Below are 22510 nucleotides of genomic sequence, written 5' to 3' on the forward strand. Positions count from 1 at the left end.
CTCGGTTGCCTCCATCGGGAAGCTCGCGGCTGACCTTGGGGTTTCCCCTGAGGACGCCTCGGCCCGTGTGTCCCAGGCAATCGAGGGAATGCGCTCCGCCGCCGCCGAAGCCTGCGGCATGACCGACCCCGCCGAGCAGCGGGCCTATGACGCATGGCTGAACGCTGACCCTCAGCGCCTCGCAGCGAGCCGTCAGGCGGCCCGAGCGATTGCCCGGGGGGAAGGAGTAGCCAAGGCGAAGAAGCTCGTCAGCGACTGGCGTAGCGCCTCTGCGAAGGTGGCGCTGAGGAAGCCCGGAAGGTTTCGCTAGAGGTTCACCCGGGGGATGCCCTTCATGGCCCTGTAGAGAGCCGCGAGCGGCCATTCCCCGTACCCTCCCGAGGCCGTGCTGTCCGCGTGGCCTTGGATCGCGTCTATCAGCTTCACGTCGATACCGGCCCCTCGGCCGAGCGTCTTGAAGCGGTGGCGCCATGCGTGGTTCGGCTGAGGCCCGGCCTCCCCCGGCTTCAGGCCGAGGGCATCGCGGACGAAGCGGTTGACCGAGGAGAGATCGCCCCGCTTGAACAAGGCGCCGGGCTTGCTCGACCTCGCGAAGTCCAGAAGCCCTTCCTCGACAAGCTGGGGGTGGAGCGGGACATCCCGATACCTCCCCGTCTTCACGCTGCCCGCCTCGGGCGTGACGCGGACGAAGGGGATACCGTCCACCTCGCGGAAGTCCTCCCGCCGAAGCTGAAGCAACTCCCCGACCCTCGCCCCCGTGAAGGCGCCGAGCCAGGGGACCCACCGCAGGGGCGCCTTATCAACTCCCCTCGCGGCCCTGAGGATGGCCCGCGCCTCCTCGTCCGTGAACCCCTTGGGGCGCGTGACGCGCAGCTTGTCGGGCCTGACCGCGACATCCTCGGCTGGGTTGACCTCGACCATGAAGACCCGCTTCCCGTGGCGGTAGATCGTCCTCAGCGCCGTGAGGTGCTTGTCGTTGATCGTCTTGGCCGCGAGCTTCCGCTCATGGCGGAGGTGATTGGCGTAGGCCGTGACATGCTGCGGCGTCGCCTCCCCGGCGGCCTCCGAACGCCCCTGCCCGCGCTGATACGTGGCGAAGTTCTCCACCATCCTCCGCCAGTCCCGAGCGGTCTTCTCCGACCCTCCGGCGGCCTTGTGGTCGCGCTCCCATGCCTCGAACACCTCCGCGATGGACGGGCCAGCGGGGGCCTTGGGGGGCTCGCTAGCGGGCATCTCGGGGAACCGCCTCACTACCTCGTCGGGCGAGAAGTCTCCCTCGGCGATGGCTCCGCCACGCTCCGCCGCGAGCATCGACGCCTTGACCACCTCAGCCATCACGGCCCGGCGGGATGCCTCGTCGGGCAGAAGGCCATGGGTCCGGAGGAGCCCGTCAACGTGCTCGCCAAGAAACCGTTCGCGGGCCTCCTGAGGGGCTGTGTGAAGGTGCTCGTAGAGGGTCCGCATGGCCTGCCAGACCTCGGCATCGCCCTCCGCCACCTGACCGCCGAGGCCGACAAGCTCGCGGTACGTCTCGCCAGCGAGGGCCATCACCTGTTGCCGGTTCAACGGCTGCGGCCCGTTCCTCAGCGCCTCCCATTGGCGTTGCATCTCCATGAGGGCGGGCGGGAAGCGGAGCTTGGCCTCGGCGGGGTCCTTCGTCCCCAGCGTTCGCTTGACCCACGTCTGGCCTACCGATTCGACCAGATCGGAGGGGACGCGGACCCGGAGGTAATACCCTCCGGTCTTCGGATGCTTCCACGGGCTCGGCATCGGCAATCTCGGCATGGACGTGAACCACCTTTGTGGCCCACCGGCTCGCCCGGAACCCTCTGAGATCGCTAAGTCTTTGTCAAGATTGGAGACAAAATGGTGCTGCGAGAGAGGATTGAACTCTCGACCTCACCCTTACCAAGGGTGTGCTCTACCACTGAGCTACCGCAGCGCCGTCGTGTCGGCCGTCTTGGCCGGACGGGCGCCTTTTAACCGATCCGCGCGGGGGCGCAAGGGCAATCCGCGGGGGCGGCGACGCTTTTCCTTCCCGCGCGCGCGCGCTAGAGAGAAGCCATGACGGAGAAGACCCCGAACCCCGGCAAGGCGGAGCGCGAGGCCGAGAAGGCGCGGCGGCTCGCCGAGGCGCTGCGCGCCAATCTGGCGCGGCGCAAGGCGCGGACGCGCGCGCGCGCCGCGGGTGAGGCGGCGGCGGACGACACGGCGGTGGACGACACGGTGGCGGGCGACCTGGCGGCGGACGAGCGGCCGGAATGAACGAGAGCCGCCCCCGGGCACCGGAGGGCGGCGGAACGAGGCGGCGGCGGGCGCGAGGCCCGCGAAGAGGCGGAACCGGGGCATGGACAGCATTCTCGTGCGGGGCGGACAGCGGCTGAGCGGCCGGATCCCGATTTCGGGGGCGAAGAACGCCTGCCTCGCGCTGATGCCGGCGGCGCTGCTCTGCGACGAGCCGCTGACGCTCACCAACGCGCCGAGGCTCTCGGACATCCGCACGATGACCGACCTGCTCGAAAGCCTCGGCTGCGAGGTCGCGGCGCTGCAGGGCGGGCGGGTGCTGGTCGTCGGCGCGGAGCGGATCTCGAACCACCGCGCGGATTACGAGATCGTGCGCAAGATGCGCGCCTCGATCCTCGTGCTCGGGCCGATGCTGGCGCGCGACGGCGAGGCGGAGGTGAGCCTGCCCGGCGGCTGCGCGATCGGAGCGCGGCCGGTGGATCTGCATCTCGCCGGGCTCGCGGCGATGGGGGCGGAGCTGGAACTGCGCGACGGCTATGTCCATGCGACGGCGGGCCGGGGGCTCAGGGGCGCGGATTTCACCTTCCCGACGGTCTCGGTCGGCGCGACCGAGAACCTGCTGATGGCGGCGACGCTCGCCAGGGGCACCACGCGGCTCGTCAACGCGGCGCGGGAGCCGGAGATCGTCGATCTCGCCCGCTGCCTGCGCCGGATGGGCGCGCGGATCGAGGGCGAGGGCACGGAGGTGATCGAGATCGAGGGGGTGGACCGGCTGAGCGGCGCCACCCATCCGGTCGTGACCGACCGGATCGAACTCGGCACCTACATGCTGGCCCCGGCCATCGCCGGCGGCGAGGTCGAGCTGATCGGCGGGCGGCGCGAACTGGTGGAGGCCTTCGCCGAGCGGCTGGAGGCGGCGGGGGTCGAGGTCGCCGATACCGAGGCCGGCCTCCGGGTCAGCCGGCGGAACGGCCGGATCCAGGCGGTGGACGTGGTGACCGCGCCCCATCCCGGCTTTCCGACCGACCTGCAGGCGCAGATGATGGCGCTGCTGACGCTCGCGGACGGGGTGAGCCATCTCGAGGAGCGGATCTTCGAGAACCGCTTCATGCACGCGCCGGAACTGACGCGCATGGGCGCGCGTATCGAAGTGCATGGGGGCACGGCGACGGTGACCGGGGTGGAACAGCTGCGCGGCGCGCCGGTGATGGCGACGGACCTGCGCGCGAGCGTGAGCCTCATCCTCGCCGGCCTCGCCGCCGAGGGGGAGACGCGGGTCGCGCGGGTCTATCATCTCGACCGGGGCTACGAGCGGGTGGAGGAGAAGCTCTCGGCCTGCGGCGCGCGGATCGAGCGGATCACCGAGAGGGCGGCCTGAGCCGCCGGGGGGACTGGGGATGAGCGGGCAATTCGAGGATGCGCGGTTCGAGGACGGGGGAGAGCCCGCGCTGAGGCTCCGCGCGGAGACCGCGGCCGATCTCGAGGTGATCTCCGCCCTGACGCAGGACGCGGTGGGCCAGACCTCCGACATCGCCTGGCTGCCGAGGCGGCGGCGCTTCACGCTGCTGCTCAACCGCTTCCGCTGGGAGGACGCCACCGCCGCCGGGCGGCAGGGGCGGCCGGTGGAGCGGACGCGGGCGCTCCTGACCATCGAGGGCGTGCTGCGGGCGCGGGCGAACGGGATCGATCCGAAGGACCGCGATCTGGTCGTCTCGCTGCTCTCGCTCGCCTTCGTCCCCAGAGAGGACGGCGCGGGCGCGCTGACGCTGGTGCTCGCGGGCGAGGGCGAGATCGTGCTCGACGTCGAATGCCTCGACGTGGCGCTGACCGATGTCACCCGGCCCTATCCCGCCCCCTCCGGACGGGCGCCGCGCCATCCGGACTCGTGAGGCGCTTGAGCGCGCGGAGCCGAGCCGATAAGCCTGCCGCCCGAGGAGGTCCGCCGATGCCCCAGTTTCTCGACACCAACGACCCCGGCTTCGCCGACGAATTCGCCGATCTGCTGACGCGCAAGCGCGAGAGCGACGCCGACGTGGACGCCGCCGTCCAGGAGATCATCGCCGAGGTCGTGGCGCGCGGCGACGCGGCGCTGATCGAGATGACGGCGCGCTGGGACCGGCTGGAACTGACGCCGGAGACGCTCGCCTTCTCGAAGGCGGAGATCGACGCGGCCTGCGCCGAGGTGCCGGCGGCCGAGCGCGCGGCGCTCGAACTCGCGGCCGAGCGCATCCGCGCCTATCACAGCCGGCAGATGCCGGAGGACAGGCGCTGGACCGACCTCTCCGGCGCCGAGCTCGGCTGGCGCTGGTCGGCGGTCTCGGCGGCGGGGCTCTACGTGCCGGGCGGGCTCGCCTCCTATCCTTCCTCGGTGCTGATGAACGCGATCCCGGCCCGCGTCGCGGGGGTCGAGCGGCTGGTGATCTGCGCGCCGACGCCCGGCGGCAGGGTCAATCCGCTGGTCCTGCTCGCCGCGCGGCTCGCGGGGGTGGACACGGTCTACCGCGTCGGCGGCGCGCAGGCGGTCGCCGCGCTCGCCTTCGGGACCGAGACGATCGAGCCGGTGGACAAGATCACCGGCCCCGGCAACGCCTTCGTCGCCGCCGCCAAGCGCCGCGTCTTCGGCAAGGTCGGGATCGACATGATCGCCGGCCCTTCCGAGGTGCTGATCCTCGCGGACGCCGCGAACGATCCCGACTGGCTCGCGCTCGATCTGCTCGCGCAGGCCGAGCACGACGCCTCGGCGCAGTCGATCCTGATCACGCCCGACGCGGGTTTCGGGCGGGCGGTGGCCGCGGCGGTGGAACGGCGGCTCGAGACGCTCGAACGGCGCGCGATCGCCGGGGCGAGCTGGCGCGACCATGGCGCGATCGTCACGGTCGCGGACTGGGACGAGGCGGTGGCGCTCGCGAACCGGATCGCGCCGGAACATCTCGAGATCTGCGCCGCGGAGGCCGAGGCGCTGGCGGAGCGGGTGCGCCACGCGGGCGCGATCTTCATCGGCGCGCTGACGCCGGAGGCGATCGGCGACTATGTCGGCGGGCCGAACCACGTGCTGCCGACCGCGCGCTCGGCGCGGTTCTCGAGCGGGCTCTCGGTGCTCGACTTCCTCAAGCGCACGACGCTCGCGCGGATGACGCCCGCGGCGCTGCGCGCGATCGGGCCGGCGGCGGAGACGCTGGCGCGCTCCGAGGGGCTCGAGGCGCACGGGCTCTCGGTCAGCGCGCGGCTGGCGCGGCTCAACGCGGAGATGGCCGGATGACCGGGGCCGGGGAGAAGAAGCCCGCCGCCCGCCTCGTCGACGTGACGCTCGACGAAAGCGGCCTCGCGCCGCCCACGCCGGAGATCGAGCAGGAGCGGCGGGTGGCGATCTACGACCTGCTGGAGGAGAACCGCTTCGGGCTTCTGCCCCGCGAGGGGCGGCCGGCGCCGGACGGCCCATACCGGCTGACGCTCTCGATCCGCGACCGCCGGCTGGTCTTCGCGCTCGCCACCGAGGACGGGACACCCGCGGGCGAGTTCCACCTGTCGCTGACGCCGTTCAACCAGGTGGTGAAGGACTATTTCCAGATCTGCGAGAGCTATTTCGACGCGGTCAAACACCTCCCCCCGGCCCAGATCGAGGCGATCGACATGGGACGGCGGGGCATCCACAACGAGGGATCGCGCGTCCTGCTCGAACGGCTGGAGGGCAAGGTCGAGACCGACATGGCCACCGCGCGCCGGCTCTTCACCCTCATATGCGTGCTGCATTTCAAGGGATGAACCAGCCTTGCCGCTCGCCCCGCAATCCGTGCTGTTCTGCTGCGATTTCAACGCGGTAAGATCGCCGATGGCGGAGGCGATGGCGCGGAAGTTCTATCCCCGGCGGATCTTCGTCCAGTCCGCCGGGGTGCGCAACGAGCTCGATATCGACGGGTTCTCGGTCGCCGTCTGCGCCGAGATCGACGTGCATCTGGAGCGGCACAAGGTGCGCTCCTTTCACGACATGGAGGAATGGGGCGACCGGATCGACGCCTACGACCTGATCGTGGCGCTCTCCCCCGCGGCGCAGCGCCAGGCGCTCGAATACACCCGCTATCATGCGATCGACGTGGAATACTGGCCCGTCGAGGATCCGACCGGCCTCGGCGAGACGCGCGAGGCGAAGCTCACCGCCTATCGCCGGACGCGGGACCAGATCCGCGACCGGATCATCCGCCGCTTCGGCCCGCCCGATCCGCCGCCGAGCCCGAAGAAGAACGCGGCGACCGCGTGAATTACCCCGCTCCGGCGCGGGTCGGGACGGTTTGCCCTTGTATTTTCGCGCCGCCGGCACCATTTTTCGCCCGCGCACAATTCGGGCGATTCCCGCCTGTCTTGGGGCGCGTTTCTGAAACTGCATCGGACAGAACATGGCCAAGGAAGAGCTTCTCGAATTTCCCGGGGTCGTGACCGAGCTGCTGCCAAACGCGACTTTCCGGGTAGAGCTCGAGAACGGCCATACGATCATCGCCCATACCGCGGGCAAGATGCGCAAGAACCGCATCCGCGTGCTCGCCGGCGACAAGGTCCAGGTGGAGATGACCCCCTACGACCTGACCAAGGGCCGGATCAACTACCGCTTCAAGTAAGACAGACCGCTCTCCGGGCCGTGCCTTCCGCGCCCGGACCGCTCCGCGACGGAGCCTTTTTCCCGTGACACGTTTCATCCTCGGCTCCGCCAGTCCGCGCCGGCTCGACCTGCTCACGCAGATCGGGGCGCGGCCGGATCAGGTGGTCAGCCCCGACATCGACGAGACCCCCCTGCCCCGCGAGGCGCCCCGCGCGCTGGCGCTGCGCCTCGCCGAGCGCAAGGCGGCGGCGGTGCCGGCGGGGCCCGGCGATCATGTGCTCGCGGCCGACACGGTCGTGGCGCTCGGGCGCCGGCAGCTCGGCAAGCCCCGCGACGCGGCCGAGGCGGAGGCCTTCCTGCGCCTGCTCTCGGGGCGCCGGCACCGGGTCTATACCGGGATCGCGCTCAGGGGCGCGGAGCGGATGTGGAGCCGGGTGGTGGAGACGATCGTGCGGATGAAGCCGCTCTCGGACGGCGAGATCGCCGGTTACCTCGAAAGCGGCGAATGGCGCGGCAAGGCGGGCGGCTATGCGATCCAGGGGCGGGCCGCGGCCTTCATCCCGTGGATCGGCGGCTCGCACAGCAATGTCGTGGGCCTGCCGCTGGTGGAGACCGCCAATCTGATGCGCGCGGCGGGGCTCCGGCCATGAAGGGGCGCGAGGTCCGCGTCGAGGCGCTGGCGCGCGGCGGACATATCGCCGCGCTCGCCGTCGACGGGCGGCTCGAGGATCTGCTGATCGATCCGGATCCCGCCGATCCGACCCCCCGGCCCGAGGCGATCTTCCGCGCGGTCGCCGGGCGGCCGATGAAGGGCATCGGCGGCGTGATGCTGGAACTCGGGCGGAACCGGACCGGCTTCCTGCGCACCCCGCGCCCGCCCCGGCCCGGCGCGGGCGTGATCGTCCAGGTGAGCGCCTGGGCGGAGGACGGCAAGGCGCCGCCCGTCTCGGACCGGCCGCTCGTCAAGGGGCGGGCCGCGATCCTGACGCCGGGCGCGCCGGGGCACAACATCGCCCGCTCGCTGCGCGACCCGGAGCGGCGCGCGGCGCTCGCGGCGCTCGCCGAGACGGCGATGCGCGGCGCGCCGGAGGGGCTCGGGCTCATCCTGCGCTCGGCGGCGGGCGATCTCGCGGACGCGGCGATCGCGGCCGAGATCGCGGCGCTGCGCGCCGAGGCGGAACGGCTGACGCCGGAGGGGCCGGGCGGCGAGCTGCGCCCGGCGCCCGGCGCGGCGGCGGAGGCGGCGCGCGAATGGCTCGCCCCCGGCGAGAAGATGGTCGAGGGCTTGGGCGATCTCTGGGACGCCGTCGCCGCGCTCGCCGATCCGCGGGCGCCGATCGGCGCGGGCTTCATGGCGATCGAGCCGACGCGCGCGCTCGTCGCGGTCGATGTGAACACCGGCGGCGACACCTCGCCCGCGGCGGCGCTGAAGGCCAATCTCGCGGCCGCGCGCGACCTGCCCCGGCAGTTGCGGCTCCGCGGGCTCGGCGGACAGGTCACGATCGACTTCGCGCCGCTCGCCAAGGCCGAGCGCGCCCAGGTCGAGAAGGCGCTGAACGCGGCGCTGCGCGCGGATGGAATCGACACGACGCTCGCCGGCTGGACGCCGCTCGGCCATCTCGAACTGCTGCGCCGCCGCTCCCGCCGGCCGATCGGCGCGATCCCCGAGGGGGCGGGCGCGGGCCGGGGCCGCGGGGCGGAAATGTCCCGGCGCGCTTGAACCCCGGGGAGCGGGCGTGTAACCTGCGCTGACAGGATAGCGAGGGAACGCCCGCGAAATGGCCGATGGAGTGCAATTTCCGGCGGTTCGCGTCAGCTGCCAGCGCTGCGATGTCCGCGGTCGTGCGATCTGCGCGGATTGCGCGCCCGCGGAACTCGAGGAGCTGGACCGGATCAAGCTGTACCGCCGCTTCGCGGCGGGCGAGATGATCGCCTGGGCCGGCGAGCGGATGCCGATGATCGGCTCGGTGATCGAGGGCGTCGCCTCCCTCTCCTCCACGCTTCCGGACGGACGCCGGCAGACGGTCGGCCTGATGCTGCCCTCCGATTTCCTCGGCCGGCCCGGCCGCGACCGCGCCGGCTACGACGTGCAGGCCGCGACCGAGGTCACATTCTGCATGTTCCGCGCCCAGGAGTTCGAGCGGCTGCTGGAGCGCAGCCCGCGCCTCTCCCACCGGCTGCTGGAAATGAAGCTCGACGAACTCGACGTGGCGCGGGAATGGATGGTGCTGCTCGGCCGCAAGACCGCGCGCGAGCGCATCGCGAGCCTGCTCGTCATGTTCGGCGAGCGGGAGGCCGGGGCGCGGGACGGGACGTCGGGCACGATCCGCTTCCCGCTGCGCATCACGCGCGAGGCGATGGCCGACTATCTCGGCGTCACCATCGAGACCGTGAGCCGGCAGCTCTCGCAATTGCGGCGGGAGGGGCTGATCCGCCTGCTCGAGAGCCGGGGCGTGGAAATCAGCGATTTCGCCGCGCTGCGCCGCGAAGCGGGCGGACCGGAGTAAGGCCAGACCTCCTTCCACGACGATTCCGCCTCCGGAGCGCCCCCGCGCCGAGGTGTCCCCGCGCGCCGTCCCGCCGGGCCGCGCGCGTTTTCCGCCCGTCCGCCAGCCCTTCCCCGCTCCCGTTGCTTGATCTGAATCAATGAGAGTCACGGGTTTTTGATGCAAGGCCTCCCTGTTGCGCGAAAACGGCGAGGCCTCGGTGCCCCGCGAGCGAAGAGAGTCGGGGGCGACGATGGTGGATGTGTTCAAGATCGCTGGATTTGGCGTTCTGGCACTTTTCTTTGCGATGGCGGCGAATTTCGGCGCCGATGAGGCCTATCGGCTCCATGCGCTGCTGCTCATGGCGCTGGCGGGCGCGGGAACGGTCTGGGCGATCCGGACGGCGGGCACGCCGAGGGTTCCCGCCGGCGGAGGCTACAACGACGACGTCGTGCGGGCCGGCGTGATCGCGACGGCGGTCTGGGGCGTGGTGGGCTTCCTCGCGGGCGTGATCATCGCCTTCCAGCTCGCCTATCCCGAGCTGAACCTCGGCCTGCCCTGGACCAGCTTCGGCCGGCTGCGGCCGCTCCATACCTCGGCGGTGATCTTCGCCTTCGGCGGCAACGCGCTGATCGCGACCTCGTTCTACATCGTCCAGCGCACCTGCGCGGCGCCGCTCTGGGGCGGACGGGCGGCCTGGTTCGTGTTCTGGGGCTACAACCTCTTCATCGTGCTCGCCGCGACCGGCTACCTGCTCGGCTCCACCCAGTCGAAGGAATACGCCGAGCCCGAATGGTACGTCGATCTCTGGCTCACCATCGTCTGGGTCGTCTATCTCGCGGTCTATCTCGGCACGATCGTGAAGCGGCGCGAACCGCATATATACGTCGCGAACTGGTTCTTCCTCGCCTTCATCGTGACGATCGCGATGCTGCACGTGATCAACAACCTCGCGATCCCGGTCTCGATCTGGTCCTCGGAATCGATCATCCTCTTCCCCGGCGTGCAGGGCGCGATGGTGCAGTGGTGGTACGGCCACAACGCGGTCGGCTTCTTCCTGACCGCCGGTTTCCTCGGGATGATGTACTATTTCGTCCCGAAACAGGCCGAGCGGCCGATCTACAGCTACAAGCTCTCGATCATCCACTTCTGGGCGATCATCTTCCTCTACATCTGGGCGGGCCCGCACCATCTGCACTACACCGCGCTGCCCGACTGGGCGCAGATCCTCGGCATGGTGTTCTCGATCGTGCTCTGGATGCCGTCCTGGGGCGGGATGATCAACGGGCTGATGACGCTGCAGGGCGCCTGGGACAAGCTCCGCACCGATCCGATCCTGAGGATGCTCGTCGTCTCGGTCGGCTTCTACGGCATGGCGACCTTCGAGGGGCCGATGATGTCGATCCGCTCGGTCAATTCGCTCAGCCACTATACCGACTGGACGATCGGCCACGTGCATTCCGGCGCGCTCGGCTGGAACGGGATGATCACCTTCGGCGCGCTCTACTATCTCGTGCCCCGGCTCTGGCACCGCGAGCGGCTCTATTCGCTCAGCCTCGTCTCCTGGCACTTCTGGCTCGCCACGATCGGCATCGTGCTCTACGCCTCGTCGATGTGGGTCTCGGGCATCATGCAGGGGCTGATGTGGCGCGAGGTCGACGACCAGGGCTTCCTCGTCAATTCCTTCGCCGACTCGGTCGCCGCGGCGCATCCGATGTACGTGGTCCGCGCGCTCGGCGGCGTGCTTTTCCTCGCGGGCGCGGTGATCATGCTCTACAACCTGTGGAAGACGGCCCGGGGCGTTCCCGGGGCCGCGACCACCCCCGTGGCCGCGGAATAGGAGCGCACCCATGTCCGACAACGACCAGATCCGCGACCCGGAGAAGGATCCGAAGGTCTCGACCGTCAGCGACCTTCCCGAGGAGATCCCGAACGAGCTGCCGCACCACAGCTGGCTCTTCAAGCATCACCACCTGATCGAGAAGAACGCCTTCCTGCTGCTGGTGCTCTCCTTCATCGTGGTCTCGGTGGGCGGGCTCGTGCAGATCGTGCCGCTGTTCTATCTCGACAACACGATCGAGAAGGTCGAGGGGATGCGGCCCTACAGCCCGCTGGAACTGACCGGGCGGCGGATCTACATCCGCGAGGGCTGCTACGTCTGCCACAGCCAGATGATCCGGGCGCTGCGCGACGAGGTGGACCGCTACGGCCATTACTCGCTCGCCGCCGAATCGATGTACGACCATCCGTTCCAGTGGGGATCGAAGCGCACCGGCCCCGATCTGGCACGCGTCGGCGGGCGCTACTCGGACGACTGGCATGTCGAGCACATGCGCGATCCCCGCGCGCTGGTGCCGGAATCGGTCATGCCGGCCTATTCCTGGCTGGAGCGCACGCCCGTGAGCTCGGAGCAGGTCGCACAGCTGATGGAGACCGAGCGCGCGGCGGGCACGCCCTATACCGACGAGATGATCGCGAGCGCCCGGGTCGACTTCCGGACGCAGGCCGATCCCGACACCGGCGACGTGGACGCGCTCCAGACGCGCTATCCGAAGGCCGTGGCGCGCAATTTCGACGGCCAGCCGGGCGTGAGCGAACTCGACGCGCTGATCGCCTATCTGCAGATGCTCGGCACGCTGGTCGATTTCTCGACCTTCGAGCCGGATGCGAGCCGCTGAGGCCGCGATGGAGCATTACACCTTCCTGCGCCATCTCGCCGACAGCTGGGCCCTGCTGGCGCTGGCGCTGTTCTTCGCCGGGCTGATCGTCTGGGTGTACCGGCCGGGATCCCGGAAGGTCCACGACGAGATCGCCAGTTCCATTTTCCAGAACGAAGACAAGCCGAAGGACGATCCCGATGGCCACTAAACGCGAGTTCGACGAGGCGACGCGGACCGAGACCACCGGGCACGAATGGGACGGGATCCGCGAGCTCGACACGCCGATGCCGCGCTGGTGGCTCTGGACCTTCTACGGGACGATCGTCTGGGGGATCGTCTACGTGATCCTGTTTCCGGCCTGGCCGCTCGTCCACGGCGCGACGCCGGGGATCCTCGGCTATTCCAGCCGGGCGAACGTGGCCGCCGACCTGAGGCACGCGGCCGAGACCAACGCGCCGCTCGACGCGCGGCTGATGCGGACCGACATCGCCGCCGTCGAGCAGGATCCCGAGCTTCTGTCCTTCGCGATGGCGGGCGGCGGGGCGGTGTTCCGCAACAACTGCTCGCAATGCCACGGCGCGGGCGGCGGCGGCATGCTGTTCAGCTATCCCAACCTCGTCGACGACGACTGGCTCTGGGGGGGCGCCGCGGCGGATATCGAGCAGACGGTCACGCATGGCATCCGCTACGAGGCCGATCCGGACACGCGCTACAGCCAGATGCCGAGCTTCGGCGAGATGCTGGAGCCGGCCCAGATCGACGCGCTGGTCCAGCATGTCGAATCGCTGTCGGGAAATCCGCGCGACGCCGCGCTCGCGGCCGAGGGCGCGCCGCTCTTCGCCGAGAACTGCGCCGCCTGCCATGGCGAGGACGGCGCCGGGGGCCGGGAGTTCGGGGCGCCGAACCTGACCGACCGGATCTGGCTCTATGGCGGCGACCCGTCCCATGTCCATGCCTCGATCGCCCAGGCGCATTTCGGGATCATGCCGGCCTTCGGCGGCCGGCTCAGCCCCTCCGACATCCGCAAGGTCGCGATCTACGTGCATACCCTCGGCGGCGGGGAATAGGCGGTCCGGCTGTAAGCACGGCTCACAGCCGGAACCAGCGCGAAAGCCAGTCGCGCCAGCGCGCGACCGGGGCTTCTCCGCGGAGGGCGGGGCTCCAGGCCTCGGCGCGGGTGGCAATGGCGAAGCTGTCGGCGAGAACTGTGATCATTGGACGACTCCCCGTTGTCTCGAAGCCTGATTATCGGATAGAAATCAGTCTTTCGCGACGCAGGAAAATTAGAGACCTGTAAGAGGATCTTTCAGATCGATCTGACATGATGAACTGGCGGAACCTTCCATCCATGACCGCGCTGCGCGCCTTCGCGGCGCTGGCGGAAACGGGCGGGCTGTCCCAGGCGGGCCGGGCGCTCAATGTAAGCCACGCCGCCGTCAGCCAGCAGATGCGCGCGCTCGAGGAGCGGCTCGGCACGACGCTGGCGACGCGGGAGGGGCGCGGGCTGGCGCTGACGCCCGCGGGGGTCGAACTCGCCCGCGCGCTCAACTCGGCCTTCGGCGAGATCGAGGCGGCGGTCTCGGCGCTGACTGACCTCGAGCGGACGCGTCCGCTGCAGGTCTCGGTGACGCCGACCTTCGCCACCGGCTGGCTGATGCCCCGGCTGGTGACGTTCCAGCAGGAGAACCCGGACGTCGAGATCATGATCAACCCGACGGCGGCGCTGGTGCCCCTGACGCCGGGCGGGGTGGACGTGGCGATCCGCTACGGCCTCGGCCACTGGCCGGGGCTGGAGGCGGAACCGCTGGTGCCGACGGAGGTGGTGGTGGTGGCGCCGCCCGCCCTGCTCGCCGGACGAAGCGCCGACGACCCGGCGCTGCTCGCCGACCTGCCTTGGCTGCAGGAGACGGGGACGAACGAGGTCACCTCCTGGCTGGAGCGGCGCGGGATCGCCGCGGGGCGCAAGATGCGGATCACGCACCTGCCGGGCAACCTGACGCTCGACGCGCTGCGTCGGGGCGAGCCCTTCGCGGCGGCGATGCCGCGGGTCTTCGTGGAAGAGGACATCGCGGCCGGCCGGCTCGTCGTGCTGCTCGCCGATGACGAGCCGGGGGCGGGCTATCACATCGTCACCCGCCCGGGCGTGGCCCGGCCGCCGCTGCGTGCGTTCCTGTCCTGGCTCCGGCGCATCCGGGCGGGAGAGGCCGCGCGGGAAACCGGCCTCGGCGCGGCTTGATCCGGATCAAGGCGGCGCGGGAGGGGGCGTGCGATGCCTGCCGGCGAAGGGGGGCTTCCGCCCCCGATGGGGTGTGCCGTGACGAATCCGACCAGCGAACCACCACCGCTCTACGCGGCGCGGGAACCGATCTTCCCGCGGCGCGTCTCCGGCACGTTCCGGCGGTTGAAATGGTGGATCATGGCGGTGACGCTGACGATCTACTACGTCACGCCATGGATCCGCTGGGACCGCGGCCCGAGCCTGCCGGACCAGGCCGTGCTGGTCGATCTCGCGAACCGCCGGTTCTACTTCTTCCTCATCGAGATCTGGCCGCAGGAATTCTACTTCATCGCCGGCCTGCTCATCATGGCGGGGCTCGGCCTCTTCCTCTTCACCGCCGCGCTCGGCCGGGTCTGGTGCGGATACGCCTGCCCGCAGACGGTGTGGACCGACCTCTTCATCCTGGTCGAACGCTGGGTCGAGGGGGATCGCAACGCGCGCGTCCGCCTCTGGAACGCGCCCTGGACCGCGACGAAGATCCGGCTCAGGACCATCAAATGGACGCTCTGGCTGCTGATCGCGCTCGCGACGGGCGGCGCCTGGGTATTCTACTTCACCGACGCCCCCACCCTTCTCGGCGAGCTGGTCCGCTTCGAGGCGCCCGGCGCCGCCTATGGCTCGATCGCGGTGCTGACGGCGACGACCTTCGTCTTCGGCGGCTTCATGCGCGAGCAGGTCTGCGTCTACATGTGCCCCTGGCCCCGGATCCAGGCCGCGATGATGGACGAGGGCACGATCACCGTCGGCTACCGCGAGGCGCGGGGCGAGCCGCGGGGCAAGCATCAGGCTCGCTCCGCCACGCCGCTCGGCGACTGCATCGACTGCCGCGCCTGCGTGAACGTCTGCCCGATGGGGATCGACATCCGCGACGGCCAGCAGCTCGCCTGCATCACCTGCGCGCTCTGCATCGACGCCTGCGACGACGTGATGGCGAAGATCGACAAGCCGCGCGGGCTCATCGACTACGTGGCGCTCGCCGACGAGGCGGGAACGGGCGGGCTGACCTGGCGCCGGGTGCTGCGGCCCCGGATCCTGCTCTACGCGGTGCTGTGGTCGGGGATCGGGATCGGCCTGCTGGCGGCGCTGGTGATGCGCGTCGACATGACGCTCGCGGTCGAGCCGATCCGCAATCCGATCAACGTCACGCTCTCGGACGGGTCGATCCGCAACGCCTACGAACTGCGGCTGCGCAACATGACGGGCTATCCGCGCGACGTCGCCCTGTCCGCGCGTTCCGAGACGCCGCTCAGCCTCGAACTGCAGGGGGTGGAGGGGCTGACCGTGACGGTGCCCGCGAACGAGACGCTGCGCCAGCGCGCCTATCTGACCAGCGCGCCCGAGAGCCCGGCCAACGCCGAGGTCTCGATGCCCGTCGAGATGATCGCGACGGACACCGCCGGGGACGCGCGGGCGGCGGAGGAGACGGTCTTTCACGGGAGGCAACGGTGAGCGAACTCACGGGACGGAGGGTGGCGGCGATCGCGGTCGGCGCCTTCGGCGTGATCATCGCGGCGAACGCCGTGCTCGCCGTCGTCGCCGTCGACACATTCTCCGGCACGGTCGTCGACAATTCCTACCTGTCGAGCCAGACCTTCGACGCGGAACGCGACGCGCAGCGCGGGCTCGGCTGGCAGGTGACGCCGCGTGTCGAGCGCGGCTATCTCCACCTCGATTTCACCGATGGCGCCGGCCGGACACCGCGCCCGGCGAAGGTCTCGGTGACGGTCGGCAGGCCCGGCACCAACGCCGAGGACGCCACGATGCCGATGGACGAGACGGGGCGGGGATATGTCGCGGCGCATCCGCTCCCGAAGGGCGGATGGCGGGCGGAGATCGCGGCGGAGGCCCTGGACGGGACGCGCTTCCGCCAGAGCCGGAGCTTCTACGTGGGGGCCGAGTGATGGCCGAGGCGGCCCTCGGCATGGCCTGCCCCGCCTGCGCCGCGGCGCCGGATCCCGAGGTCGCGGCGCGGGCCAGACCGGAGGCGACGCCGCGTCAGCGGCGGGTCGAGTTGTCGCTGCCCGCGATCCACTGCGCGGCCTGCATCTCGGGCGTCGAGCGCGCGCTCCTGAGCGACGCCTCGGTTCTGGCGGCGCGGGTCAACCTGACCCGCAAGCGGGTGAACGTGACCGTGGCCGACGCGCCGGAAGCCGAGGAGCGGCTGATCGCGCTCCTGCGCGCGCGCGGTTTCGAGGCGCGGCCGCTCGACGGCGCACGTCTCGCCGGAACGCGGGCGGATCCGGAGGGGCGCGCCCTGCTCGCGCGGATCGGCGTCGCGGGCTTCGCCTCGATGAACGTGATGCTGCTGTCGGTCGCGGTCTGGTCGGGCGCGACCGATGCGACGCGGGATCTCATGCACTGGCTGTCGGCGCTGATCACGCTGCCCGCCGTGGCCTTCGCCGCGACCCCGTTCTTCCGATCCGCCGGGCGGGCGCTTCTGGCCGGCCGGATGAACATGGATGTCCCGATCTCGACGGCGATCATCCTCGCCGCGGCGGTCTCGCTGTCGGAGACGATCCTTTCGGGCAGGCAGGCCTTCTTCGAAGCGGCGATCATGCTGACCTTCTTCCTGCTCGTCGGGCGCTATCTCGCACATGCCGCGCGGCTCTCGGCGCGCTCGGCCGCGGCCGAACTCGCGGCGCTCGAAGTGCGCCGGGCCGAACGGCGGCGTCCGGACGGCACGATCGAGACGGTGCCGGTGGATGCGTTGCGGGCGGGGGAAGAGATCGTCGTCGTACCGGGCGGTCGCGTGCCCGTCGATGGCCAGGTGACCGAGGGGCGTTCGGAGCTCGACTGCTCGATGCTGACGGGAGAGACCCTGCCGCGCGCGGTCTCGCCCGGCGACACGGTTCACGCGGGAATGGTGAACCTGACCGGCGCGCTGCGCGTGCGGATCGTCGGCCTGGGCGAGGAGACGCTGCTGCGCCGGATCACCCATCTGGTCGAGGCGGCGGAACTGGCGCGCGGAAGCTGCGCGACCCTGGCCGACCGCGCCGCGCGGGCCTACGCGCCGCTCGTGAACCTGCTCGGGCTCGGCGCGCTGGCCTACTGGGGTTTGACCTCGGGGGATTGGCGGAGCGCGTTCAACATCGCGGCGGCGGTGATGATCGTCACCTGCCCCTGTGGCCTGGGCCTGGCGGTGCCGACCGTCCAGACCGCCGCCTCGGCCCGGCTGTTCCGCCGGGGCGTCCTGCTGAAGGACGGAACCGCGCTGGAGAAGCTCGCCCGGATCGATACCGTGATCTTCGACAAGACCGGCACGCTCACCACCGGGAACCCGGTGCTGCTCGAACCGGAAGCGATCGATCCCGGCACGCTGGCGCTCGCGGCCGGGCTCGCGCGGTTCAGCCGTCACCCGCTGGCGCGCGCGATCGAAAGGGCGGCGCTCGCGGCGGAGGTGCCGGCGGCGCCGGTGACGGAGGTGGAGGAAGTTCCGGGCCTCGGGATCCGGGGCCGGACCCGGGAGGGCGAGGTTCGCCTCGGTCGCGGAGCCTGGGTGGGGACGGGCGCGGAGAACGCGGCGGAGACCATCTCCTGGCTGCGGCTGGGAAGCCAGGCGCCGATCGCGCTGCGCTTCACGGACGAGCCGCGCCCCGACGCGCGCGAGACCGTGGCGGGTTTTCGCGACGAGGGGATGCACGTGGCGCTGCTGTCGGGTGACGGCGAGGGGGCGGTGGGCCAGCTCGCGGCCCACGTAGGGATCGACCTCTGGTACGCGGGCGCGACGCCGATCGACAAGAGCGCCTATCTCCGTGGGATGCACGACGAAGGACATCGCGGATTGATGATCGGGGATGGGCTCAACGACGCCGCCGCCCTTGCGATTGCGGATGTATCGATCACGCCGGCCTCCGCGGTCGATGCGAGCCGCGCCTCCGCCGACATTGTCCTCATGTCCAACCGGCTCGCCGACGCCGTCGTCGCCTGGCGCATGTCTCGCGTGGCGCGCCGCCGCATGATCGAGAACATCGCCTTCTCGTTCGGCTACAACCTGATCACGGTGCCCATCGCATTCATGGGCCACGTCAGCCCGCTGATCGCCGCGATTGCCATGTCCGCCAGCTCCATCGTCGTGAGCCTGAATGCGCTGCGGCTCGCACGGGGTGACGTCCGATGACCATTCTGGCGCTGCTGATCCCGGCATCCCTCGCGCTGGGGGGGCTTGCGCTGCTGGCCTTCGTCTGGATGCTGCGCCACGACCAGTTCGAGGATCCCCAGGGCGAGGCGATGCGGATTCTGGATGATCGTCACGATCGGGAACCGGCCGCCGATCCGCGTTCGCGCCGGTCGCCCGACTGAACCGAGGAACCGCACCGCGAGCTTGCACTTGTCTCCGATCCCGTTAATCTCGGGGCGGGATCACCGTCGCGTCCAGGGGGGACGGGGCACGTTGCGAAGGAATTTCGATGGCGGGTGATGGGCCTTCGGCACCACGGGAGATTCCGGTCGCCCTCGACGTCAGATCCATCCGCAAGTCATTCGGAAGCCATGAAGTTCTGAAGGGGATCTCCCTCGCCGCGCGCGAGCATGACGTGGTCGCGATCCTCGGCTCCTCCGGCTCCGGAAAGTCTACCTTCCTGCGCTGCATCAACCTGCTGGAAACGCCCGACGGCGGCGAGGTCCGCCTGAAGGGCGAACTGATCCGGATGAGGCAGCGCGGCGGCATGCTGGTCCCGGCCGACATGAAGCAGGTCGACCGGATCCGGTCCCGCCTCAGCATGGTGTTCCAGCAGTTCAATCTGTGGCAGCACATGACCATTCTGGAGAACGTCACGGCGGCGCAGATCCACGTTCTCGGACGCGACAGGAAGAGCGCCGTGGAGAAAGCCGAGGCGATGCTCGCGAAGGTCGGCGTGGCGGACAAGCGTGGACACTACCCGGGCCAGTTGTCGGGCGGACAGCAGCAGCGGGTGGCAATCGCCCGCGCCCTCGCGATGGATCCTGAGGTAATGCTGTTCGACGAGCCCACCTCCGCGCTCGATCCCGAGCTCGTGAACGAAGTCCTCAAGGTGATGCGCGATCTCGCCGCGGAGGGGCGCACGATGCTGATCGTGACCCACGAAATGGGCTTCGCGCGCGAGGCGGCGAGCCACATGCTGTTCCTGCATCAGGGTCTCGTCGAAGACGAGGGCCCACCGCGCGAGATCATGGCCAACCCGAATTCGGAACGCTTCAGGCAGTTTCTCTCCGGAAGCCTCAAATGATCAGTTCGGCCGGCCAAGTCGCCGCTAACGAGGGAGAGCATTCATGAAAACGTTGATGGGGTTCGTGACGGGGCTTGGAATCGCCCTCTGCGCCGCGGCCGCGCCCGGCGTCGCGGATACGCTGAGGATCGGCACCGAGGCGGCCTACAAGCCCTTCGCTTACGTGTTGCCCTCGGGCGAACTCACAGGTTTCGACATCGACATCACGAAGGCCCTTTGCGCCGCGATGGAAGCCGATTGCGAGATAGTCAACCAGTCGTTCGACGGCCTGATCCCCGCGCTGAACTCCAAGAAGATCGATGCGATCATCGCGTCGATGTCGATCACGGAGGATCGCCTGAAGGCGATCGATTTCGCCGGCCCCTATTACATCACGCCCGCGCTCTTCGTCGCCGCGGAGGGCAGCGATGTCGAGCTCACCCCGGAGGGAATGGACGGAAAGTTCGTGGGAGTTCAGCGCGGCACGACGATGGCGGATTACGTGAAGGAGAAATTTCCGGATGCGCGCTCGCAATTCTACGATACGCTCGAGGCCGCGACCCTCGACCTGTCCAGTGGACGCGTTGACCTGGTGTTCGCCGATTCCGTCGTCATAGACGAGTTTCTCGCCTCCGGTGACGGAAAGGGTTTCACCGCCGTCGGTGAACCCGTCTACGATTCCGAACTGCTCGGCGGAGGGGCGGGAATCGGGATCCGCAAAGGAGACGACGCGCTGAAAAAGCGCTTCGACGACGCCTTGGCGAAGATCATCGCGTCAGGCGAATACAAGCAGATCAACGAAAAGTACCTCAGTGTAAGCATCTTGCCTCACTGAGCAGGTCGTTTAATCGGGACGCCGCGCTTGGAAGACCTAGTCGCCTACCTGCCGCTGCTCATCCAGGGTCTGAGGCTCACCCTCCTCCTGGCCGTAAGCACGATGCTGCTGGGCCTTGTCCTCGGCATGCTGCTCGCCTTGGCCAAGCTGTCCAGGCATGGGTGGCTGGCTCGAAGCGCCTTCGTTTTCACGAACTTCATGCGCGGCATTCCCGAGTTTCTCGTGCTCCTCATGATCTACTTCGGCGGGACGCAGGTTCTGGACACGGCGCTTGGGCCGGGCGTGGTGAACGTCAGCCCCTGGATCGCAGGGCTGACGGCGCTGACCCTGGTATTCGCAGCCTACGCGTCGGAGACAATTCGGGGCGCCTACCAGTCCGTGCCCAAGGGGCAGATCGAAGCGGCGAGGGCCTACGGCTTCAGTGCCTGGCAGGCCTTCAGGATCGTTCAGCTTCCCCAGATATGGCGGCTGGCCCTGCCGGGAATCGGCAATCTCTGGCAAGGCTCCCTCAAGGACACCGCCCTCGTATCGATCGTAGGTCTGGATGATCTCATGCGTAAAGCCAATCAGGCCGCGCAGACAACACGCGCACCCTTCACATTCTATATGGCCGCCGCGCTGATCTTCCTGGTTCTGACCCTGCTGTCGATGGCGATCTTCACGCGACTTGAGAAACGGGCTTCGAAAAGTGATCGGCGCACTTGAATGGACGCTTTTCTCGAGATGGTGAGGGAATACGGCCCGGACTTCTTCTGGGGAACGGTCCTGACCATCCAACTGGTCGTCATCTCCGCCCTCCTCGGGGCAGCCATGGCCATCCCCTTGGCTCTCGCCAGAATGTCGCGAAACCTGCCCCTCTACTGGATCAGCAGCGCCTATTCGATATTTTTTCGTGGAACGCCGCTTCTGGTTCAATTCTTTCTGATCTACTACGGTCTTGGCCAGTTCGCCTTCATACGCACATCATTCCTGTGGCCATTCCTTCGAGAGGCTTATGTCTGCGCCATCATCACCTTGACGCTGAACACGGCCGCCTATTCCAGCGAAGTCATTCGAGGAGGGATACTCTCCGTCCCGCGCGGCGAGATCGAGGCCGCCCGCGCGACCGGAATGTCCGCTTTCACGGCGTACCGGCTCGTGATCCTGCCCCGCGCGTTCAGCCTGATCCTTCCAGCCTATTCGAACGAGATCATAATCCTGTTGAAGGGCACCTCGCTCGCCTCCACGATCACGCTTCTCGAACTGATGGGGGCGAGCCAGCTCGCGGCATCGGCGACCTACCAGCCGATCCAGGTCTTCGCCTTGGCTGGCATCATCTACTACTGCCTGACCATGGCGATCACCAGCCTGTTCCACTGGCTGGAACGTCGCTACAACCGCTACATGACACTGGCGCGGTGAGTTCAGATCTGCCCTTTCAGGAGCATCTGGTCCATCAGTTTCGAGGGTTCCGCGCAGCCAGCATCCCCCACGATCCGCGCGGGAACGCCGGCGACCGTCTTGCACGGCGGAACGCTTTCCAGCACGACGGATCCCGCCGCGACCCGGCTGCAATTGCCGATCAGGATATTGCCGAGAACCGCGGCGCCCGCGCCTATCAGCACGCCGTTTCCGATCTTGGGATGCCGATCTCCGTCTTCCTTTCCGGTGCCGCCCAGCGTGACCGAGTGAAGCATGGAAACATTGTCTCCGACGACCGCCGTCTCACCGATCACGATCGAATGAGCATGGTCGATCAGGATGCCCTGCCCCATTCGGGCGTTCGGATGGATATCCACGCCGAACACCTCCGAGGTACGCATCTGAACGAAATACGCCATGTCATGGCGCCCACTGGTCCAGAGCCAATGCCCGATCCGATAGCACTGCAGGGCCTGATACCCTTTGAAGAAAAGCAGCGGCTGGATATAGCGATGGCAAGCGGGATCGCGCTCGTAGACGGCCATGATGTCCGCGCGCGCCGCTGCCCCGAGCCCGGGTTCCGCCACATAGGCCTCGTCGGCGATCTCGCGGAGGATCAGTTCGCTCATGTCCGACGACGCGAGCTTCTGCGCGATGCGGTAGCTGAGAGCCCTCTCGAGGCTTGCGTGGTACAGCACCCCCGCATGCACAAGACTCGCCATCAGCGGCTCGCCCCGCGCGACGTCCTCGGCCTCGCGGCGGATCATCGCCCAAACCGGATCCAGACTGGCAAGGTTCGGTTTCAATTGAGCCATGACACACCTCACAAGCG

At 69.1% G+C, this 22510-nt stretch carries 27 protein-coding genes and 1 tRNA gene; 24 read left to right on the forward strand and 4 right to left on the reverse strand.

Annotated elements, in window-relative coordinates; translation table 11 throughout:
* A partial coding sequence (locus tag FJM51_RS24130; RefSeq protein ID WP_210240265.1) for a hypothetical protein occupies positions 1-310 on the forward strand: 310 nt, incomplete at its 5' end.
* Here FJM51_RS24130 and FJM51_RS10545 read toward each other — a convergent pair.
* Both FJM51_RS10545 and FJM51_RS10550 read right to left on the reverse strand, forming a co-directional pair.
* Positions 307-1770, reverse strand: coding sequence for a DUF6538 domain-containing protein (locus tag FJM51_RS10545; RefSeq protein WP_181164525.1), 1464 nt, complete (start codon positions 1768-1770; stop codon positions 307-309). The genes FJM51_RS24130 and FJM51_RS10545 overlap by 4 nt on opposite strands.
* A 97-nt stretch (positions 1771-1867) precedes the next feature.
* A tRNA-Thr gene (locus FJM51_RS10550) sits at positions 1868-1942 on the reverse strand.
* Between the two features lie 122 nt (positions 1943-2064).
* On the opposite strand from FJM51_RS10550, the gene FJM51_RS24135 reads away from it, so the two are divergent.
* The 14 genes from FJM51_RS24135 (at position 2065) to ccoP (ending at position 13048) form a co-directional block, all read left to right on the forward strand.
* On the forward strand, positions 2065-2265 hold the full coding sequence (locus tag FJM51_RS24135) for a hypothetical protein (protein WP_140454108.1): 201 nt from the start codon (positions 2065-2067) through the stop codon (positions 2263-2265).
* Between the two features lie 82 nt (positions 2266-2347).
* Complete coding sequence (gene murA, locus FJM51_RS10560) at positions 2348-3622, forward strand: UDP-N-acetylglucosamine 1-carboxyvinyltransferase (protein ID WP_140454109.1); 1275 nt, start codon at positions 2348-2350, stop codon at positions 3620-3622.
* Positions 3623-3641: 19 nt separating this feature from the next.
* On the forward strand, positions 3642-4133 hold the full coding sequence (locus FJM51_RS10565) for a DUF2948 family protein (protein ID WP_140454110.1): 492 nt from the start codon (positions 3642-3644) through the stop codon (positions 4131-4133).
* Positions 4134-4189: 56 nt separating this feature from the next.
* Positions 4190-5503 carry a histidinol dehydrogenase gene (hisD, locus tag FJM51_RS10570; RefSeq protein ID WP_140454111.1) on the forward strand — a complete coding sequence of 438 codons (1314 nt, stop codon included), beginning with the start codon at positions 4190-4192 and terminating at the stop codon, positions 5501-5503.
* A complete protein-coding gene (locus tag FJM51_RS10575; RefSeq protein WP_140454112.1) occupies positions 5500-6006 on the forward strand; it encodes a UPF0262 family protein in 507 nt (168 codons plus the stop codon). Before hisD ends, FJM51_RS10575 begins: the two co-directional genes overlap by 4 nt.
* Positions 6007-6013: 7 nt before the next feature.
* Positions 6014-6499, forward strand: coding sequence for an arsenate-mycothiol transferase ArsC (locus FJM51_RS10580; protein ID WP_140454113.1), 486 nt, complete (start codon positions 6014-6016; stop codon positions 6497-6499).
* A 136-nt stretch (positions 6500-6635) separates the two neighbouring features.
* Positions 6636-6854, forward strand: coding sequence for a translation initiation factor IF-1 (infA, locus tag FJM51_RS10585; RefSeq protein ID WP_111428650.1), 219 nt, complete (start codon positions 6636-6638; stop codon positions 6852-6854).
* 64 nt (positions 6855-6918) lie between these two features.
* A complete protein-coding gene (locus tag FJM51_RS10590; protein ID WP_140454114.1) occupies positions 6919-7485 on the forward strand; it encodes a Maf family protein in 567 nt (188 codons plus the stop codon).
* A complete protein-coding gene (locus FJM51_RS10595; RefSeq protein WP_140454115.1) occupies positions 7482-8555 on the forward strand; it encodes a ribonuclease E/G in 1074 nt (357 codons plus the stop codon). The genes FJM51_RS10590 and FJM51_RS10595 overlap by 4 nt, the downstream gene beginning before the upstream one ends.
* Before the next feature lie 58 nt (positions 8556-8613).
* Entirely contained in the window at positions 8614-9342 is a 729-nt protein-coding gene (gene fnrL, locus FJM51_RS10600; RefSeq protein ID WP_140454116.1) for a transcriptional regulator FnrL, read from the forward strand.
* Positions 9343-9574: 232 nt separating this feature from the next.
* Positions 9575-11161 carry a cytochrome-c oxidase, cbb3-type subunit I gene (gene ccoN, locus FJM51_RS10605; RefSeq protein WP_140454117.1) on the forward strand — a complete coding sequence of 529 codons (1587 nt, stop codon included), beginning with the start codon at positions 9575-9577 and terminating at the stop codon, positions 11159-11161.
* A gap of 10 nt (positions 11162-11171) precedes the next feature.
* Positions 11172-11999 (forward strand): cytochrome-c oxidase, cbb3-type subunit II, encoded by an 828-nt coding sequence (ccoO, locus tag FJM51_RS10610; RefSeq protein ID WP_140454118.1) that lies wholly within the window; start codon positions 11172-11174, stop codon positions 11997-11999.
* Positions 12000-12006: 7 nt separating this feature from the next.
* Positions 12007-12189 (forward strand): cbb3-type cytochrome c oxidase subunit 3, encoded by a 183-nt coding sequence (locus FJM51_RS10615; RefSeq protein WP_140454119.1) that lies wholly within the window; start codon positions 12007-12009, stop codon positions 12187-12189.
* Positions 12179-13048, forward strand: coding sequence for a cytochrome-c oxidase, cbb3-type subunit III (ccoP, locus tag FJM51_RS10620; RefSeq protein WP_140454120.1), 870 nt, complete (start codon positions 12179-12181; stop codon positions 13046-13048). Before FJM51_RS10615 ends, ccoP begins: the two co-directional genes overlap by 11 nt.
* Positions 13049-13070: 22 nt before the next feature.
* On the opposite strand, the gene FJM51_RS24710 is transcribed toward ccoP, so the two are convergent.
* Positions 13071-13196: a hypothetical protein gene (locus tag FJM51_RS24710; RefSeq protein ID WP_267901407.1), complete on the reverse strand. Its 126-nt coding sequence runs from the start codon at positions 13194-13196 to the stop codon at positions 13071-13073.
* 133 nt (positions 13197-13329) lie between these two features.
* On the opposite strand from FJM51_RS24710, the gene FJM51_RS10625 reads away from it, so the two are divergent.
* The 9 genes from FJM51_RS10625 (at position 13330) to FJM51_RS10665 (ending at position 21678) form a co-directional block, all read left to right on the forward strand.
* Positions 13330-14217, forward strand: a complete 888-nt coding sequence (locus FJM51_RS10625; RefSeq protein ID WP_306419425.1) for a LysR family transcriptional regulator — start codon at positions 13330-13332, stop codon at positions 14215-14217.
* A gap of 78 nt (positions 14218-14295) precedes the next feature.
* Entirely contained in the window at positions 14296-15708 is a 1413-nt protein-coding gene (ccoG, locus tag FJM51_RS10630) for a cytochrome c oxidase accessory protein CcoG (RefSeq protein WP_181164526.1), read from the forward strand.
* Complete coding sequence (locus FJM51_RS10635; RefSeq protein ID WP_140454122.1) at positions 15705-16160, forward strand: FixH family protein; 456 nt, start codon at positions 15705-15707, stop codon at positions 16158-16160. Before ccoG ends, FJM51_RS10635 begins: the two co-directional genes overlap by 4 nt.
* Complete coding sequence (locus FJM51_RS10640; protein ID WP_140454123.1) at positions 16160-18376, forward strand: heavy metal translocating P-type ATPase; 2217 nt, start codon at positions 16160-16162, stop codon at positions 18374-18376. Before FJM51_RS10635 ends, FJM51_RS10640 begins: the two co-directional genes overlap by 1 nt.
* On the forward strand, positions 18373-18558 hold the full coding sequence (gene ccoS, locus FJM51_RS10645) for a cbb3-type cytochrome oxidase assembly protein CcoS (RefSeq protein WP_140454124.1): 186 nt from the start codon (positions 18373-18375) through the stop codon (positions 18556-18558). The genes FJM51_RS10640 and ccoS overlap by 4 nt, the downstream gene beginning before the upstream one ends.
* A 107-nt stretch (positions 18559-18665) precedes the next feature.
* Positions 18666-19463 carry an ABC transporter ATP-binding protein gene (locus FJM51_RS10650; protein ID WP_140454125.1) on the forward strand — a complete coding sequence of 266 codons (798 nt, stop codon included), beginning with the start codon at positions 18666-18668 and terminating at the stop codon, positions 19461-19463.
* Positions 19464-19506: 43 nt separating this feature from the next.
* Positions 19507-20277 carry a transporter substrate-binding domain-containing protein gene (locus FJM51_RS10655; RefSeq protein WP_140454126.1) on the forward strand — a complete coding sequence of 257 codons (771 nt, stop codon included), beginning with the start codon at positions 19507-19509 and terminating at the stop codon, positions 20275-20277.
* A 27-nt stretch (positions 20278-20304) separates the two neighbouring features.
* A complete protein-coding gene (locus FJM51_RS10660; protein ID WP_140454127.1) occupies positions 20305-20982 on the forward strand; it encodes an ABC transporter permease in 678 nt (225 codons plus the stop codon).
* Positions 20983-21678 carry an ABC transporter permease gene (locus FJM51_RS10665; protein WP_140454128.1) on the forward strand — a complete coding sequence of 232 codons (696 nt, stop codon included), beginning with the start codon at positions 20983-20985 and terminating at the stop codon, positions 21676-21678. It abuts the gene before it with no gap.
* Positions 21679-21680: 2 nt separating this feature from the next.
* Here FJM51_RS10665 and cysE read toward each other — a convergent pair whose 3' ends face one another.
* A complete protein-coding gene (gene cysE, locus FJM51_RS10670) occupies positions 21681-22493 on the reverse strand; it encodes a serine O-acetyltransferase (RefSeq protein WP_140454129.1) in 813 nt (270 codons plus the stop codon).
* Between the last annotated feature and the right edge of the window lie 17 nt (positions 22494-22510).

Source organism: Amaricoccus solimangrovi, from assembly GCF_006385685.1.
GTDB lineage: Bacteria > Pseudomonadota > Alphaproteobacteria > Rhodobacterales > Rhodobacteraceae > Amaricoccus > Amaricoccus solimangrovi.

Coding starts and splice junctions, on each gene's coding strand:
- FJM51_RS10545 (WP_181164525.1), bottom strand. CDS start 1,770: ATGCCGAGCCCGTGGAAGCATCCGAAGACCGGAGGGTATTACCTCCGG.
- FJM51_RS24135 (WP_140454108.1), top strand. CDS start 2,065: ATGACGGAGAAGACCCCGAACCCCGGCAAGGCGGAGCGCGAGGCCGAG.
- murA (WP_140454109.1), top strand. CDS start 2,348: ATGGACAGCATTCTCGTGCGGGGCGGACAGCGGCTGAGCGGCCGGATC.
- FJM51_RS10565 (WP_140454110.1), top strand. CDS start 3,642: ATGAGCGGGCAATTCGAGGATGCGCGGTTCGAGGACGGGGGAGAGCCC.
- hisD (WP_140454111.1), top strand. CDS start 4,190: ATGCCCCAGTTTCTCGACACCAACGACCCCGGCTTCGCCGACGAATTC.
- FJM51_RS10575 (WP_140454112.1), top strand. CDS start 5,500: ATGACCGGGGCCGGGGAGAAGAAGCCCGCCGCCCGCCTCGTCGACGTG.
- infA (WP_111428650.1), top strand. CDS start 6,636: ATGGCCAAGGAAGAGCTTCTCGAATTTCCCGGGGTCGTGACCGAGCTG.
- FJM51_RS10595 (WP_140454115.1), top strand. CDS start 7,482: ATGAAGGGGCGCGAGGTCCGCGTCGAGGCGCTGGCGCGCGGCGGACAT.
- fnrL (WP_140454116.1), top strand. CDS start 8,614: ATGGCCGATGGAGTGCAATTTCCGGCGGTTCGCGTCAGCTGCCAGCGC.
- ccoN (WP_140454117.1), top strand. CDS start 9,575: ATGGTGGATGTGTTCAAGATCGCTGGATTTGGCGTTCTGGCACTTTTC.
- ccoO (WP_140454118.1), top strand. CDS start 11,172: ATGTCCGACAACGACCAGATCCGCGACCCGGAGAAGGATCCGAAGGTC.
- FJM51_RS10615 (WP_140454119.1), top strand. CDS start 12,007: ATGGAGCATTACACCTTCCTGCGCCATCTCGCCGACAGCTGGGCCCTG.
- ccoP (WP_140454120.1), top strand. CDS start 12,179: ATGGCCACTAAACGCGAGTTCGACGAGGCGACGCGGACCGAGACCACC.
- FJM51_RS24710 (WP_267901407.1), bottom strand. CDS start 13,196: ATGATCACAGTTCTCGCCGACAGCTTCGCCATTGCCACCCGCGCCGAG.
- FJM51_RS10625 (WP_306419425.1), top strand. CDS start 13,330: ATGACCGCGCTGCGCGCCTTCGCGGCGCTGGCGGAAACGGGCGGGCTG.
- FJM51_RS10640 (WP_140454123.1), top strand. CDS start 16,160: ATGGCCGAGGCGGCCCTCGGCATGGCCTGCCCCGCCTGCGCCGCGGCG.
- ccoS (WP_140454124.1), top strand. CDS start 18,373: ATGACCATTCTGGCGCTGCTGATCCCGGCATCCCTCGCGCTGGGGGGG.
- FJM51_RS10650 (WP_140454125.1), top strand. CDS start 18,666: ATGGCGGGTGATGGGCCTTCGGCACCACGGGAGATTCCGGTCGCCCTC.
- FJM51_RS10655 (WP_140454126.1), top strand. CDS start 19,507: ATGAAAACGTTGATGGGGTTCGTGACGGGGCTTGGAATCGCCCTCTGC.
- FJM51_RS10665 (WP_140454128.1), top strand. CDS start 20,983: ATGGACGCTTTTCTCGAGATGGTGAGGGAATACGGCCCGGACTTCTTC.
- cysE (WP_140454129.1), bottom strand. CDS start 22,493: ATGGCTCAATTGAAACCGAACCTTGCCAGTCTGGATCCGGTTTGGGCG.